This is a genomic window from Bradyrhizobium sp. SRL28 (assembly GCF_018596315.1).
Taxonomy (GTDB): domain Bacteria; phylum Pseudomonadota; class Alphaproteobacteria; order Rhizobiales; family Xanthobacteraceae; genus Bradyrhizobium.
On record NZ_JAHEAG010000019.1, the window covers coordinates 1 to 14,754 of the forward strand.

Annotated in this window: 12 protein-coding genes and 1 pseudogene; 7 read left to right on the forward strand and 6 right to left on the reverse strand. The window is 58.1% G+C overall.

The window, feature by feature from the left end; genetic code table 11:
- Positions 1–175: pseudogene (locus KIP88_RS46710) on the reverse strand (histidine kinase); the annotation flags it as partial.
- Positions 176–348: 173 nt separating this feature from the next.
- Here KIP88_RS46710 and KIP88_RS28545 point away from each other — a divergent pair.
- From KIP88_RS28545 to KIP88_RS28555, 3 genes are all read left to right on the forward strand, one after another.
- Complete coding sequence (locus tag KIP88_RS28545) at positions 349–825, forward strand: response regulator (RefSeq protein ID WP_283848534.1); 477 nt, start codon at positions 349–351, stop codon at positions 823–825.
- A 418-nt stretch (positions 826–1,243) separates the two neighbouring features.
- A complete protein-coding gene (locus KIP88_RS28550; protein ID WP_214491440.1) occupies positions 1,244–1,699 on the forward strand; it encodes an Hsp20 family protein in 456 nt (151 codons plus the stop codon).
- Positions 1,700–1,768: 69 nt separating this feature from the next.
- Positions 1,769–2,092, forward strand: a complete 324-nt coding sequence (locus tag KIP88_RS28555) for a hypothetical protein (RefSeq protein WP_214491441.1) — start codon at positions 1,769–1,771, stop codon at positions 2,090–2,092.
- 56 nt (positions 2,093–2,148) lie between these two features.
- Here the strand turns inward: KIP88_RS28555 and KIP88_RS28560 are convergent, their stop codons facing one another.
- Together KIP88_RS28560 and KIP88_RS28565 are read right to left on the reverse strand one after the other, a co-directional pair.
- Positions 2,149–3,831: an ATP-binding protein gene (locus KIP88_RS28560; protein WP_214491442.1), complete on the reverse strand. Its 1,683-nt coding sequence runs from the start codon at positions 3,829–3,831 to the stop codon at positions 2,149–2,151.
- Positions 3,818–5,338, reverse strand: a complete 1,521-nt coding sequence (locus KIP88_RS28565; RefSeq protein WP_214491443.1) for an ATPase domain-containing protein — start codon at positions 5,336–5,338, stop codon at positions 3,818–3,820. The genes KIP88_RS28560 and KIP88_RS28565 overlap by 14 nt, the downstream gene beginning before the upstream one ends.
- Before the next feature lie 255 nt (positions 5,339–5,593).
- Between KIP88_RS28565 and KIP88_RS28570 the strand changes: the two genes are divergently transcribed.
- From KIP88_RS28570 to KIP88_RS28585, 4 genes are all read left to right on the forward strand, one after another.
- Positions 5,594–7,585, forward strand: coding sequence for a PAS domain-containing sensor histidine kinase (locus KIP88_RS28570; protein WP_214491559.1), 1,992 nt, complete (start codon positions 5,594–5,596; stop codon positions 7,583–7,585).
- A gap of 409 nt (positions 7,586–7,994) precedes the next feature.
- Complete coding sequence (locus tag KIP88_RS28575) at positions 7,995–10,142, forward strand: ATP-binding protein (protein WP_214491444.1); 2,148 nt, start codon at positions 7,995–7,997, stop codon at positions 10,140–10,142.
- Entirely contained in the window at positions 10,139–10,777 is a 639-nt protein-coding gene (locus tag KIP88_RS28580; RefSeq protein ID WP_214491445.1) for a response regulator transcription factor, read from the forward strand. The genes KIP88_RS28575 and KIP88_RS28580 overlap by 4 nt, the downstream gene beginning before the upstream one ends.
- Positions 10,778–10,842: 65 nt before the next feature.
- The gene (locus KIP88_RS28585; protein WP_214491446.1) at positions 10,843–11,211 is read left to right on the forward strand and encodes a response regulator transcription factor; all 369 of its coding nucleotides are present in this window, start codon (positions 10,843–10,845) and stop codon (positions 11,209–11,211) included.
- A gap of 603 nt (positions 11,212–11,814) precedes the next feature.
- Here the strand turns inward: KIP88_RS28585 and KIP88_RS28590 are convergent.
- From KIP88_RS28590 to KIP88_RS28600, 3 genes are all read right to left on the reverse strand, one after another.
- Positions 11,815–12,603, reverse strand: a complete 789-nt coding sequence (locus tag KIP88_RS28590) for an SDR family oxidoreductase (RefSeq protein ID WP_214491447.1) — start codon at positions 12,601–12,603, stop codon at positions 11,815–11,817.
- Positions 12,604–12,661: 58 nt separating this feature from the next.
- Positions 12,662–13,453, reverse strand: coding sequence for a crotonase/enoyl-CoA hydratase family protein (locus KIP88_RS28595; RefSeq protein ID WP_214491448.1), 792 nt, complete (start codon positions 13,451–13,453; stop codon positions 12,662–12,664).
- 149 nt (positions 13,454–13,602) lie between these two features.
- On the reverse strand, positions 13,603–14,703 hold the full coding sequence (locus tag KIP88_RS28600) for an NADH:flavin oxidoreductase (RefSeq protein ID WP_214491449.1): 1,101 nt from the start codon (positions 14,701–14,703) through the stop codon (positions 13,603–13,605).
- Positions 14,704–14,754 lie beyond the last annotated feature (51 nt).

Here is a 14,754-nt window from a genome sequence, read left to right on the forward strand (position 1 = left end):
CGCAGAGCTCCGTCGCTCGCTGCAGTATCTGGCCGATGTTCCGGGTCTGCATCGCGATTCGGCCGAACTCGCCCAGCAAGGACTGTTGCCTCAACCGGTACGGAAGTTCCTGTCTCGTTGCCGCGGTCGACGCGACGGGAGACGTCACGGATTCCGTCCCCGCGGGGGTTGGCATGTATTCGTCCTTTCGAAATGCCGGCGGCCGGCCCGCCCTCCACTTGTAGCATGATAAGTTGCCGACCGGACGAGCGCGCTTAAGTTTGTCTTGCGGGATGGGATCGCGCGGACCTCTCTCCTAGCGTCCAGTGCCAGGCCCGGCGTTGCCGGAAGACTCCTCGATATGTTTTAATGACGGAACCTATTGTTCCGCCACCTCTTGTCCTGCCGGAGGACTGCAACGAGGCAGCCAGGGGGAATACGGCGTTGAACGATGCGGTTAAGATTCTGGTCGTCGAGGACGACCAGCTCATTCAGGCTATGGTCGAAGAAGCCCTTTCAGACGGTGGCTTTGCGTCGGCCCTGACAGCGTCCGGGGAAGAAGCAATTACGCTTCTACAGGACGACAAATCCAAATCCAAATACCGGGCGGTCGTGACCGACATCAACCTGCTGGGAAAGCTCGATGGATGGGAGGTCGGCCGCTTTGCCCGGGAGATCGATCCGACGATGCCCATCATCTACATGACCGGCACTCACGGGGAGGAATGGGCGTCCAAGGGCGTCCCTAACAGCCTGCTGCTTGCAAAGCCTTTTGCCCCTGCTCAGATCGTGACTGCTATATCCCAGCTTCTTAACGCGACCCCGCCGGTCCCGCCCGCAGATTAGCGAGCCGGGCCTCATGGCGAAAAAGCTGAAGATCCTGTCAAACCTCGCTGGGCTTCTTCGACCAGGCCATCGCGGCCGAGCGGGCCGCATTGGGAAAGCGCTCGCAACCCGAGAACCCCGTTGGGAGAAGCAGAAGAACAAGCTGGACCTCGCCGTGCGCCGGGCCCGCAAAGAGTTCACAGCGAAGGGGAGCGCCGTCAAGGCGCCCCTGCCCGCGCGGCCGTAGCGCACCGGCCGGGCGATCCAAATCAGGGCAAAAAATTTTTGACCCCCCCTTGAAACCAAAAACGGGTTTTGTAATTTCTAAGTCGCCACCGCAGGGTGGCTCTCGGGTGCCTGATGGGCCCAGGAAATCCAGACGGGCACCGGTCGTGTCCGGTGCCGCTATTAACCATTTTGCTCCTAGGAGGATCTGGCTATGCGCACTTATGACTTCGCTCCCCTCTTCCGGTCGACCATCGGTTTCGATCGTCTATTTGACCTCGCCGAGACCGCCCAGCGCGGTGCCGAGGAAAGCTATCCGCCCTATAACATCGAACGGCTGGCCGAAGACCGTTACCAGATCACGCTGGCGGTCGCGGGTTTCTCGCCGGATGAAATCTCGATCACTGCAGAGCAGAACGTCGTCACCATCGAAGGCAGCAAGACCGAGAAAGCCGAGCGCGAGTTCCTTTACAGGGGTATCTCGACCCGGCACTTCAAACGGCAGTTCAATTTGGCCGACTACGTCCAGGTCAAGAACGCGTCCTTCGACAACGGTCTGCTGAAGATCGAACTGGTCCGGGAGATTCCCGAGGCCATGAAGCCGCGGCGGATCACCATCAACGGCGCGGCGCCGGCCAACGTGCACCAGATCGAGTCAAAGGCGGCTTGAGCAAACCACGGATCGCGGCGGCCCAGACTTCGGGCTGCCGCTCCAACTCGTCTTCGAATGGAGGAAACCATGCGGCCGACGACCGCCATTGACGACAACGTCTTCGACTTCCAAGCGCTCCTTCACCCCGGTACCGTCTTCGAGCACCCCAAGGACGTGGTCATGCATCCGTCCCTGACGCTGGCCGAAAAGCGGGCAATCCTCGCCTCCTGGGCATCGGACGCTTCGGCGATCGCCTCTTGTCCTACGCTACGCGCTCCGCAAGGCCTGAAGATGCCGGTCAGCATCGACGCCATCCTCGAGGCCTTGTGCGAACTCGATGGCGGCCCACGGAACCCGCCCGGCGGAAAGCCGCAGCGCCGGTTTTCCACGGCGCGCGCGCAGGCCGCCTGAAGGTACAGGATCGAATTCGTCTACCCGGCAGGTGCACGCTGGCGACTGAACGGCAATCAGAACCCATCCCTTCCAACCGGTAGGAGATGCGCTATCTCCTCGGCAAGTTGCGCTTGCGTGTAGGGTTTTGCGAGGCGTGCGACGTCTACCACTTCACTTCCTTCCAGCTCAGCGAACCCCGTCGCGAGCAAGATCGGAAGTCGAGGATATTGGCGGCGCACTTCTCGGGCCAGTTCGATTCCTGTCATCCCTGGCATCGCGTGGTCGGTTATCAAAAGATCAGCAGCCAGTCCACCTTCAAGAAGCCGCAACGCCTCTTTGGCGGAGTGCGCTTCAACCACCTGATGTCCGAGGTCTTCCAGTAGATCGACAGTACTGCCGGCGATCAGAAGATCGTCATCCACAAAGAGAATCTTCGCTGGTCCTGAGGCTTGAGTGACGATGTTTCGCGCCTGTCCGGAAGGGAGCGCCGTTTCACTGGCAACGGGAAGCCAAAGTCTGGCGGTTGTTCCGCTCGAGGGGGCGCTTTCGAGGCTCAGGGCACCGCCGGATTGTTGCGCGAGGCCGAACACCATGGACAAACCCAAACCCGTGCCTTTGCCCACTCCCTTCGTTGAGAAGAATGGTTCTACCGCCCTGGCCAGCGTTTCTGCGTCCATTCCTTCTCCAGTATCTCGCACCGAGAGCACCACATATCGGCCCGGCTGGACACCCAGCTGATCGTCGACGTCGACAATTTGCTCGGACAGCCCGACCGTGAGGACGCCGCCCGTAATCATCGCGTCCCGGGCATTCACGGCGAGGTTGAGCAGAGCCATTTCGAGCTGGTTCGGGTCGACGTCGACGACCGGCATATTGCCTTCGGCGTGAAGCTCGATCCGAACCATCGGACCCACCGAACGATCTATGAGGCCTATCATGTCTTCCACAAGGCTTCGGACATCGGTGGCTTGCGCCTTCAGTTCCTGCTTGCGCGCAAAGGCGAGTAGTCTTTGCGTCAAAGCGGCGCCACGGCGGGCGCCTTCCATAGCGCCATCCAGGAGCCTGTGAAGTCGCGCATCTTCACTTAGTTTTTTGGAAAGCAGGTCGAGATTGCCGATGACAGCCATAAGCAAGTTATTGAAATCGTGGGCTACCCCACCGACAAGCTGGCCCAATGCCTCGATTTTCTGTGCCTGCAGCAACGCTGCCTGGGCTCGTTCGCGACCCGCAATTTCTTCTCGGAGTTGACTGTTCGCCCGCTCAAGGTCGGCCGTTCTCTCCGTCACCAATCGCTCCAGTTCTGCAGCGGCGCCGCGCTGGGCTTCAAGGTACGCACGAGTTTGATACTGTCGTCTTCGAGCGCGCTCCGCGGAAAGTATCGTGGCCTGAAGCGTGATGGCCTGCAACGGGCGCTCGAGAAAGCCCACGTTACGCAGGCGAATGACCAACTCGCGCCTGAACGCGGCAAACTTGCCACCTTCGTTGTGGTTAGTCAGCACGACAAAGGGTTGATCGGACCACGGTGGCTGACGGCCCACCCATTCCTCCAAAACGCCGGCATTATTCCCGTAGAGCGCCTCCTCCGCTACAACCACGACTTCGACGACCCACTCGAGATACTCAATCAGTTCCTGAAGAGTGTTGCAGACCACCGGACGTAAGCCGGCCCTTTCGATCAACGTGGCGACGGTTGCGGCGTCACGTCCCACTGGCATCAGGACCAAAACCACCCCTCTGGGCGTTTCAGCCCTGACCATTGGTGTCCCGAGACATCAGAGGCGCCTCTTCTCCTTTGTACACCGGCGTTCCGCCGAAAATTCCGCTAAAACCCTTGAGCGGGGGGCCGACGGTGATGCCTTGATGGCTTAGCTTGAATTCACGGATCGTATGTTCGTGATTGCCGCTTCGTTTCTTCACGACGGACAGTGCGCGCCTCACGCTGCCGTCGAACTCGAAATACCGCAGCATCAGCACACCATCGGCGAGATAACTAATATCAAGCGGCGTATCCATCGGCCCAACGAGACCATGCTGCGCAAGTACCAGGATGGTTAAGACGCCACGCTGACTGAGATAGCTCAGTAGCTCGTGCATCTGAAGAATCAAAAACCGTTCGTCCGGCATAGCATTGAGATAGCCGTTGAGGCTGTCGATAATCACGACCTGGGCAGTATCCTTTTCAACACTGCCTCGCACGGTGTCGGCGAACTCACCCGGGGCCATTTCAGCAGGATCGATTTGCTGAATGTTGATCAACCCATTTGCCAAACCCTGTTCGAGCGGGAGTCCCAGCGTCTCGGCGCGCGCCCTCATGGTCCCACGCCCCTCATCGAAGGCAAAAATCACGGAGCGTTCGTTCCGAGACGCGGCCGCAATCGCGTAGGTAAGTGCTAGGGATGATTTTCCGACGCCCGCCGCGCCGATCAGGAGTGCATTTGTTCCGCGCTCAAAGCCACCGCCTAGCAGCGCGTCCAGCTCAGGATTTCCGCTTAGGACGAGGTCGGTGTCGAAATCTTTATGATGCTCGGCTGCAACGAGTCGGGGGTAAACGTTGAGACCCCCATGCCTGATAGTAAAGTCGTGAAATCCGCCCTTGAAATCGATGCCACGCATCTTCACGACACGAAGGCGTCGCCGCTGCGCACCGTAGTCAATCGCCAGCTGCTCAAGCAGAACGACGCCATGAGCGATCGAGTGCAGTTGCAGATCGTTCTGCTGTGATGAAAGGTCGTCGAGCAAAACCACGGTAGACTTGCGACCTGAAAAGAAGTGTTTCAGCGCGAGAATCTGACGACGGTATCTAAGCGGACTTTGTGCCAGCAGCCGAAGCTCCGACAGGCTGTCGAGCACAATGCGGGCCGGGGCCAACGCCTCAACCCGATCGAAGATCATTTGCGTGGTTTCGTTGAGCTCCATATCTGCAGGATGCAGCACCGTGAGTTCTTGGCTTGGATCCAGAGTGGTCTCAGGCGGGATTAGTTCAAAGATCGTGATGCCGTTGAGTGACCACCCATGACGCTTCGCGACCAGACGCAGTTCTCGCTCGGTCTCCGATAGCGTGACGTAAAGTGTCGGTTCGCCGGCGCGAACTCCTTCAAGCAGAAATTCCAAAGCCAGGGTCGTCTTGCCCGAACCGGGTTGCCCTTCGAATAGATACATCCTCTCGGGATCGATGCCGCCCCCGAGTATGTCGTCTAAACCGGCATTTCCAGTGGAAATCCTCGGAAGCTCATCCTCGTCGAGCAACTGCTTATCATCATCCATGTCAAATCCCCGTTCCGCCGCAGGCGAACCCTCAACATCGATGTAGGGAAACTTTTACCCCCGGGGCTCGGTTCCCGGCGTGAGCCTGCTCGAACGAGTTTGACGGGGCGGGAAGCCCCTTGAGGGCCTGACATGCCCGCGTTCTTTCGATGAGCATTCCATCCACTGCAGGCAAACAACGGCGCATTCATCTCAATCTGAGATGCGGGATGTTGAAATATGGAACCAAGGCGCGTTTTGCTACGTTGGGTCTGTTTGGGAGCGCTCGACCCGTTGGATAAACCACAATCAAAGCTCGACGGGGTCGCCGATGCACGGCGGCTTCAACTGCTGATAGATGCCATCGTGGATTACGCAATCTACATGATCGATGTAGATGGCACTGTGCGTAGCTGGAATTCCGGTGCCGCGCGACTGAAGGGCTATTCGGCCGACGAGATTATCGGCAAGTCATTCTCATCGTTTTACTCGCCCGGGGATCGGGCGAAAAAGCTTCCTCAAACCGCGTTGAGGATTGCAGCCGAAACCGGCCGTTTCAGCTCTGAGGGTTGGCGCGTCCGCAAAGACGGGAGCCGCTTTTGGGCGTTAGTTGTCATCGATGCGATTCGCGACGAGCAAGGTCAGGTGATCGGCTTTGCAAAGGTCACACGTGACATCACAGAACGTCAGCAGGCCCACAACGAACTTTTGGAGAGCGAGCGACGATACCGTCGATTGATCGAGGCTGTCGTCGATTATGCGATTTTTCAGCTCGACCCTGCCGGCAATGTAACTACTTGGAATCCGGGTGCACAGCGCATCAAAGGCTACGATCCGGGCGAAATTATCGGTCGGCACTTCAGCCAGTTTTACACGCCTGAAGATATTCAACTTGGTGTGCCTAAAATCGCACTTGCTGAGGCGGCCGAACAAGGACGCTTCGAGGCTGAAGGCTGGAGAATGCGAAAGGACGGCAGTCGCTTTTGGGCGTCAGTTGTCATCGATCGCATCACAGATGAGGCTGGCGAACTCGTCGGCTTTGCAAAAGTAACTCGCGACGTAACGGAGCGAAGGCAGGCACAGGAAGAACTTCAGCGCGTTCAACTGCAGTTAGCTGCATCTCAGAAGCTCGAAGCGGTTGGTCAGCTCAGCGGCGGGATTGCGCACGATTTCAATAATCTCCTGATGATCGTGCTCGGCAACCTTGAGACCGCAGAGCGGAACAGCCGCGGCTTGGCTGACAGCATGAATCTTCAGCGGGCGCTGGCCAATGCCAAGCGGGGCGCACAACGGGCAGCAGCGCTGACTAGCCGCCTGCTCGCGTTCTCCCGTCGGCAAGCGCTGAATCCGCAGCCTATCAATCTGAATAATTTCCTGAATGGTTTGCAAGAGTTTCTGCAACGTACCCTCGGCGAACGCATCGAAGTTCAGACCGTCGGAAGTGCGGGTCTCTGGTCGATCGAGGCCGACACCAACCACCTCGAATCCGCCATTATAAATCTCGGCATCAACGCACGCGATGCAATGCCCGATGGTGGGAAACTGACCGTCGAAGCGGTGAACGTATTAGCTGACGAGGACTATTGCCGCGTAAATCCCGAGCTTTCTCCAGGTCAGTATGTAATCGTTTGCGTGACGGACACGGGTACCGGAATGAGCGCGGACGTCCTTAATCATGCTTTCGAACCCTTTTTTACGACGAAGGATCCCGGGCAAGGCACGGGCCTCGGTCTAAGCCAAGTCTACGGTTTCGTAAAGCAGTCTGGCGGGCATGTGAAGATCTACAGCGAAGTCGGCCAAGGTACCAGCATCAGAATGTATTTCCCCCGGTACCATGGGGATGCTCGACCGGCCGATAGTGATGCAGAGGAGATTCGCCCGGAAGGCGAGAAACTTGAGACGATACTCGTCGTCGAAGATGATGCGGACCTGCGTGCATATGTTTCCGAACTGCTGCGAGACTTGAACTATCGGGTCGTTGTGGCTTCCAGCGCCCAAGCTGCCTTGACCATTCTCCTGCAGGAAGAGCCAAAGGTCGATCTCTTATTGACGGACGTCGTTATGCCTGGAATCAACGGACGGGAGCTTGGTCGGCGCGCACAACAGATCCGCCCCGGCATCAAGATCCTGTATATGACAGGTTACTCGCGAAATGCCGTGGTCCACCAAGGACGCCTGGACGAGGGAGTCGAGTTATTAGAGAAGCCTGTCTCTCAGGCAAAACTCGCCTTGCGCGTGCGCGAAATGTTGGACTGGTTCAGACCATAGTCATGAATCGAGCCCGACACGCAGCGGGCACGACACATTCCCGGCCCGTTTCGTTTGTTGACCTTAGTTTTACCGTACATGATTGGAACGCCGAGGATCATTCTCGGTGCGATGGCCTCGCGCAGACGTGTCTTTCCTTCCGACACGGCCCAACTGCGAGTGAGGAACTCCGTCAGTGGCAGCCTCACTTTGTCAATTTGCAAGCTTCCCCGGGCTTGAGATGGAGTTTATCCAGCGAGGCCTGTTGCTCTTGCGTAACGCGATCAGTCACGAGTTCCGCAGTCCAACCCTCCGGGACGGCTGCAAGCACCAATGTCAGCGCTTGACTTGGTTTGGCTGCCGCGACCCAAAGCTCCTTCCTTGGTCGTCCTCCAGACCAATCGCGGATCAACGCCCTCGGCGAATAGTGTTGCTTGAGGGCCTCACCGCCACTCAGCCGGCAGGTGTGCGAACCCTTGAAGCTTTCAAAAGTCGTTTGAAGGAAAGGGGCGTCCAAAACATCGAGATTTTTATCGAATTTCTTGAGCTTGGAAGATTTCCCGGCCAGGCCCACGAGACCCGAACAGCGCACTACCTCAAGGAAAAATACTCCGAAAATCCGCCGGACCTAGTGATTCCGATCAGTCGTGGTGCACTGGCCTTCTCGCTGCAATATCGGAGCACGGTCGCCGCCGACACGCCCATCGTCTATTGCTGCACAGCGGCGTCTTCTGTGACCGCCATGAACGTTCCACGAAACGTGCCCGGTGTCGTTACTGAATACAATTGGCTCCAAACACTCGCGCTTGCCGAGCGCCTTCAACCAGAAGCGCGCAACCTGGTCGTGATTTCGGGGGCGTCCGATTTTGATCGGGCCTGGCAAGAGGACGCGCGCCATCAGATCGAGGGGCGTTCAAAAAGATTTAACACGAACTACATGGCTGGCCTTCCCTATGAAGATTTACTACGGGAAGTTTCGCAATTGCCGCGCGACACCATCGTGTTGCTGGTCCCCGTTTTCGTGGATGGGTCAGGCCGACCGCGCATGCCGCCAGAGGTCGCTGCGGACGTTGCGCGGGTCTCGTCCGCCCCCGGTTATGCGCCAGCCGCTACTTTTTTTGGTCATGGAATCGTCGGCGGATATATGGATAGCTTTGAAGCGCACGGTACTGCTGCGGCTGACCTGGCTCTCGAAATTCTTTCCGGAAGAGATCCGACCACGCTCCCTGCTCAAACCAAACCAACTCACACTTACCAAATCGACGCACGGCAGCTCGCACGTTGGCAACTCTCGGAAGGCAACCTTCCGCCGGGATCAGTCGTTCTGCTCGCCGAACCAACGCTGTGGGAGCGCCATCGCACCCTTGTGATCGCGGTCATTGTAGGATTCGCACTACAGAGCGCTGTCGTCACGTTCCTCCTGATTCAAATGCGCAAGCGCCGGCAAGCCGAACTCTCCTTGAAGGAGAGCGAAGATCGACTGGCATTCGCGGCGGCTGCTGCAAACATTGGCATCTGGCGCTTGGACGTCGCAACCAACGAGTTCTGGTCAACGGAGTACTGCCGGTCAATCCTCGGCCTTGCGGACCAGAAACCTCTCAACCTCGACAGGGTGCTCAGCGCCGTTCATCCGGAAGATCGTCATAGCCTGGCCGAGACGTTGACGTCTGCTGCGGACGATGGACTGGTCATCGACAATGAATTTCGTGTCGCTGCTCCGGGGCAAGAGGTGCGCTGGCTTCTTGCACGCGGGCATTCCTTGTTCAACAACGGCGGAGATCCGGTCGGGATCAGCGGTATTTTCGCAGATATTTCGGCCCGAAAGGCTGCTGAAGCGGAGGCCGATCTTCAACGCAAGGAAGTTTCACACCTCATGAGAGTTTCTGTTCTTGGCCAACTGTCGGGTGCGATCGCCCACGAATTGAATCAGCCGCTGACAGCGATCCTGGCCTATGCGCAGGCCGCGCGAAAAATGATTGCCCGCAACAACTCCGATTTGGGCAAAATCACGGAAGTGCTTGACGACATCGTCGCGGAGGATAAACGCGCCAGCGAGGTAATCCGACGTCTGCACGGGTTGTTGCGAAAGGGTGAGAGCAAGACCGAATCGATCAACCTCAACGATCTGGTCGACTCGACGCTCCGGCTCCTGCGCAGCGAATTGATAGATCGGAGGATCAAGGTCGACGTCACCCTCGAGCACAATTTGCCTCGAACGTCGGGCGATCCCGTGCAGCTGCAACAGGTTCTGCTCAACCTCTTGATGAATGGCATGGATGCAATGAACGCAGCCTCACTTTCGCAACGGGTCCTTACCGTGGGAACGCGCTCCTCCGGCACAGGCACCATAGAAGCCTTCATTTCCGATCGGGGCCAAGGAATTGCGCCCGAAGAACACAGCCGGATTTTCCAGCCGTTCTTTACGACCAAGCATCAGGGGCTCGGCCTCGGTCTCGCGATTTGTTCCACTATCGTGAAGACGCACGGAGGCAAGCTTGGCATCGACAATAATGCGGACGGTGGCGCGACTGCATCATTTGCGCTGCCAGTGGTGGTTGAGATGGCTCCAGCGTCATGATCGAGAGCCAGTTGACGGTCTTCCTCGTAGACGACGATCCGGGTGTGCTGAAGGCTCTCGCAGTGTTGCTAACCGAGTCCGGCTTTGATGTGCGAGCTTTTTCCACGCCGCACGAGTTTCTTTCCCAACACGACCCGTCAGTGCCGGGATGCGCTGTACTCGATGTCGCGATGCCCGGTCTCGATGGCCTTGAGTTGCAGGCTTCTCTTGCGACCGGCAAATTAGATAGACCAGTAATCTTTATTACCGGGGTCGGAGATGTGCCAACCTCCGTTCGTGCCATGAAGGCGGGCGCAATCGATTTTCTCACGAAGCCGGTGAGTGACGATGAACTCTTGGCTGCGATCGCTCGGGCTACGGAAAAAGATGCTGAGTCAAGGACGCGGCATAAGGAGCTGCAATCGATCAACGAGCGACTGGCAAAGCTGACGCCGCGCGAACGCGAGGTGCTCACCCACGTCATCGCCGGTCGGCTCAACAAACAAATCGCCCATGATCTCGGGCTGGTCCTTAACACGGTCAAGATCCATCGTGGTCGGGTCATGGAAAAAATGGGAGTAAAATCAGTAGCGGAGCTTGTCAGGCATGCTGAACTGGCCGGCGTTCGGGCTGCCAAGTGTCCGTCCGGTCCTTGAGTTTTTCAGCCAGATTGATCCTTGGGCCAACTCGACAAGTCCTATCCCAAGGGGAACTGTCGCGCATGTCCAGCCAGCACGCCCGCGTGGCCATTGTGGATGACGACGCTTCCGTTCGGAAGGCGCTGTCCCTGTTGCTGGATGTCTATTCGTATGAAGTCGAAACATACGGATCTGCAGCGGAATTTCTGCAGTCGCTGCGTAAAGGGGTTCCTCAATGCCTGATTGTCGATCTTCAAATGCCGGAAATGACCGGGCTTGAACTTCAGCATCGCCTTGCCTGCGACGGCTTCAACATACCGACGATCGTGATTACGGGCCACGATGAAGTCGCCGCGCAGGAGCGGTGCCGGTCAGCCGGAGCAAAGGCATATCTGCACAAGCCGATCCAGGAGGACACGCTGATTGCAGCCATCGGAGCAGCAACGGCCTAATAGAGGTGTCCTCTGAAGGCGGTAATCGATGCGCGCGTGAGCCATTTCTTGAACGAGCCCACCTTCGAAGATGTCCGCTGATGCTGTGGACTGCTCTTCCACGGGAACGTGAGTGCCACCGATTTGGGGCTGAGTTTGACCAACCGCCGCTTTCGGTTGCAAAAAAGGTGATCCACGCTATCGAGCGGAAGCCTGGGAAGTCTGTCGATCCTAAAACCGAGCCCTACGGTCCGCATTAAGGCGTGACAAAAAGCTCGTTGCTCATGTGAGCGGAAGTATGGGCCAGGATATGGGCTGCCAAATAGCTACCTTCACGAAGCGCTGAAAATTAATGACTTTTCGGCCTCTATGGCGGAGAGAGTGTCAGTCAATCCTCATTGAAAGATCAAGCATTTTCGACCTTCCTCGGCCAAAACCCACCGTTTGAGCTACCGCCGGAAAACGAGATCGCGTCTTCGACAAGAGCCTATCGCGTCCAATGGATTGTCATCGACAACAACGCCACTAAGCGACCAGCGAAAGGCAAATTGCCGTCGCACCGCTCAGCCTGATCGCCGTCAGTAGCAATCTGGGTCGCGCCGAGACGCTGCCGCTGGTGGTTCCTTAGCCCGATATCACCGAAGTCAGACCGCCATCGACGGCAAGGATCTGACCAGTGATGTGCTTGCCGGCGTCGCTGGCGAAGAGAACCGCGGCGCCTTTCAGATCGTCCTCGTCGCCGATGCGGCGCAGCGGCGCGCCGGCGGCGAGCTTTTCGACCCCGACAGCTTCGATCGTGCCCTTCGTCATCCTCGACGGAAAGAAGCCGGGCGCCAGAGCATTGGCCGTAATTCCGTAGCGTCCCCAACTACCCGCCAGGGCCCGCGTGAAATTGACCACGGCGCCCTTGCTCGTATTGTAGGCAACCATCTGCATATCTCCCGAACTTCCGAACAGGCCCGCGATCGAAGCAAGGTTGATAATGCGGCCATACTTGTTGGGAATCATCGAGTGTTTTGCAACCTGTTGGCTGAGCAGGAACAGCGAGCGGATATTCAGATTCATCACCTTGTCCCACGCTTCGATCGGGTGATCTTCGGTCGGCGCGCCCCAGGTGGCGCCGGCGTTATTCACCAGAATGTCCACCCGGCCGAGCTTCCTGATCGCTTCGTCAGTGAGCCGCTTGACGTCTTCGTCCCTGGAGTTATCCGCTGCGATCCACTCCGCCTTGATACCGAGACCGGCAAGATGCGCCTGGGCATTTTCCAGGTCCGGCGCCTTGCGAGACGAAATCAAGACACGAGCCCCTTGCTCGCCTAACGCCTCGGCTATCTGCAGCCCAAGGCCGCGGGAGCCGCCTGTAACAAGGGCGTTCTTGCCGGTGAGATCGAATGCCTTCTTGATGCTTCCCATAGTCAGATCCTCTTTGTGGGCGAAGTTCTGCCGAGCGGTTATGTGGACCGCGGGATCTCTATTTCCCGCGGAATACTGCCGAGCGACGTTCCACGAAAGACTGGATACCTTCTTTCATGTCTTCGCTGCTGAAGACGCGATCCTTGATCTTGGGAATGTAATCGATCGCTGCTGCCTCGCCGGCCTCGATATATTTCAATGCGGCTTCCTTGGTCACCTGAATGCCGATCGGCGCGTTCTTGGCGATGAGTTGTGCGATTTCCATCGCGCGGGCAATCTGTTGGCCGGAAGCGACGACTTCCTGAACAAATCCGATCTTGTAAGCCCGCGCTGCGCCGAACTCGTCGCACAGGAACAAATGATACATCGCATCTCCCCAGCCGGCGCGCGTCAAATACCGAAAGTGGGCGCCTCCAAGCGGCGCGATCCCGCGCTTGGATTCCATCTGGCAGAAGCGGGCGTCGTCGGCCGCCACGACGATGTCGCCAGCCAGCATCATTTCGATGCCGATCGTGAAGCAGATCCCCTGCACTGCCGTCACAATCGGCTTGCGGCAACGGCTTTTCAGCGCGAACGCATCGATGTTGCCAGGCTTGATCACGGTATTCTCAGCCTTGGGCCCAAAGAATTTCGGCATATCCAGTCCGGCCGTGAAATCCGGGCCTTCGGCGCAGAGCACGCCGACCCAGTAATCGTCCGTTCGGTCGAGAAGCGTCATCGCATCCGACATCTGCGCCATCATCTGCGGACTGAAGGAGTTCTTCTTCGCCACGTTGTCGATGATGATCTTGAAGACGTGCCCATGCACCTCGGTGCGGATCTGCCCGACTTGGGCCTTAGTGTCGTTCATTGCTGGTCTCCGAATTGCTTCCAGGTGACTGCGCAACCACACGCAGGCTTTTCCGGGTCGACTGGAGTGCCGCCGATTATTCCTTGCCAACCAGCTTGGAACGGTCGCCAAAGCACCGGCTACAAAGCATTTGGATAGCCTTTCATCGCTCAGCTCAGCGCCGCGAACGCGGTCCGTTCGAAAGCCATCAGTTCTTCCGTCCGGCCGTCACCTACCTTCAGTAGCCACTGCGGATCCTGAAGCAACGCCCGGCCCACCGCGACGAGATCGAACTCCTCGCGATCGAGGCGGCGGATCAACTCGTCGAGGGATGCCGGACGGGAGCTTTCTCCACCGTATGCGGCAATGAATTCGCCCGTCAGACCGACCGATCCGACTGAAATCGTCGGTACGCCCGTCATTTTCTTCGCCCATCCGGCGAAATTCAAATCGGAGCCATCGAATTCCGGCTCCCAGAAGCGCCGTTGTGAGCAATGCAAAATGTCGACTCCCGCGTCGACCAGAGGTTTGAGCCAGACTTCCAATGCGCGAGGCGTATCGGCCAGCTTCACTTCGTAGTCCTGCTGCTTCCATTGGCTGATCCGGAGCAATATCGGAAAATCCGTTCCGACCGACTTGCGCACCGCGTGGACGATATCAGCAGCAAACCGGGCCCGGCCGGGCAGGTCCTTGCCTCCGTAGCTATCCTCTCGGCGATTGGTACCTTCCCAGAAGAATTGATCGATCAGATAGCCGTGCGCGCCGTGCAATTCGACAGCATCGAATCCCAAACGCTTCGCCGCAAGCGCCGCATCGGCAAATGCGCGAATGGCGTCTGCGATGTCCTCTTCGCTCATCGGCTCGCCGAACTTCTTCTCCGGTCGCGACAGGCCGGACGGACTGTCGTAGGCACCGGGAGGAGACCAATTCTGGGCGCGCGTGCGGACGGCTCCGACATGCCATAGCTGCGGTGCCATCAGGCCACCCGCGGCGTGCACCTCGTCGACCACACGCCGCCACCCCGCCAGTTCCTTATCGCCATGAAAGCGAGGAACATTCGGATCGTTCAGGGATGCCGGACGATCCACGCCCGTCCCCTCCGATATGATGAACCCGACCGCGCCTTCGGCACGGCGGCGATAGTACCGCGCAACGTCTTCAGTTGGAATTCCGCCGGGAGAGAATGAGCGCGTCATCGGCGCCATCACGACCCGGTTCGGCAGGTTCAACCCCTTTAGCTTGAAAGGCCGGAAAAGTACGTCGCTGGACATTCGTGCTCCACGGTTCACTCGGTAGCTTTGCGGGCTCAGATTACGCGGATT

What these genes read in the sequence shown, in the direction of transcription:
- KIP88_RS28545 (WP_283848534.1), top strand. Translation starts at nt 349, where the DNA reads ATGACGGAACCTATTGTTCCGCCACCTCTTGTCCTGCCGGAGGACTGC.
- KIP88_RS28550 (WP_214491440.1), top strand. Translation starts at nt 1,244, where the DNA reads ATGCGCACTTATGACTTCGCTCCCCTCTTCCGGTCGACCATCGGTTTC.
- KIP88_RS28555 (WP_214491441.1), top strand. Translation starts at nt 1,769, where the DNA reads ATGCGGCCGACGACCGCCATTGACGACAACGTCTTCGACTTCCAAGCG.
- KIP88_RS28560 (WP_214491442.1), bottom strand. Translation starts at nt 3,831, where the DNA reads ATGGTCAGGGCTGAAACGCCCAGAGGGGTGGTTTTGGTCCTGATGCCA.
- KIP88_RS28565 (WP_214491443.1), bottom strand. Translation starts at nt 5,338, where the DNA reads ATGGATGATGATAAGCAGTTGCTCGACGAGGATGAGCTTCCGAGGATT.
- KIP88_RS28580 (WP_214491445.1), top strand. Translation starts at nt 10,139, where the DNA reads ATGATCGAGAGCCAGTTGACGGTCTTCCTCGTAGACGACGATCCGGGT.
- KIP88_RS28585 (WP_214491446.1), top strand. Translation starts at nt 10,843, where the DNA reads ATGTCCAGCCAGCACGCCCGCGTGGCCATTGTGGATGACGACGCTTCC.
- KIP88_RS28590 (WP_214491447.1), bottom strand. Translation starts at nt 12,603, where the DNA reads ATGGGAAGCATCAAGAAGGCATTCGATCTCACCGGCAAGAACGCCCTT.
- KIP88_RS28595 (WP_214491448.1), bottom strand. Translation starts at nt 13,453, where the DNA reads ATGAACGACACTAAGGCCCAAGTCGGGCAGATCCGCACCGAGGTGCAT.
- KIP88_RS28600 (WP_214491449.1), bottom strand. Translation starts at nt 14,703, where the DNA reads ATGTCCAGCGACGTACTTTTCCGGCCTTTCAAGCTAAAGGGGTTGAAC.